Below are 331 nucleotides of genomic sequence, written 5' to 3' on the forward strand. Positions count from 1 at the left end.
TAACGGCGTGTCGTTCTCGCTCACGCGCGGGCGCACGCTCGCGGTGGTGGGCGAGTCGGGCTGCGGCAAGTCCACGCTCGCGCGCCAGCTCACGATGATCGAGCCGCCTACGTCCGGCACGCTCACCATCGACGGCGAAGACGTGGCGAGCGCGGGCAGCGCCCAGATCTCAGCACTGCGCCGACGCGTGCAGATGGTGTTCCAGAACCCGTTCGCCTCGCTCAATCCGCGCAAGACGGTCGAGCAGACGCTGGGCGAGCCGCTCGCGATCAACACCAAGCTCACGACCAGCGAGCGCGCGGACCGTATCGCGCACATGATGCGCATCGTG

1 protein-coding gene is annotated in these 331 nt (G+C 68.6%); it reads left to right on the plus strand.

Features of this window, described 5'->3' with window-relative positions; translation table 11 throughout:
* Window positions 1–331, plus strand: a 331-nt coding sequence (locus tag U5A67_RS40600; RefSeq protein WP_321818852.1) for an ATP-binding cassette domain-containing protein, incomplete at both ends; no start/stop codon positions are given.

It is taken from the genome of Paraburkholderia sp. J69-1 (assembly GCF_905220255.1).
Classification (GTDB): domain Bacteria; phylum Pseudomonadota; class Gammaproteobacteria; order Burkholderiales; family Burkholderiaceae; genus Paraburkholderia.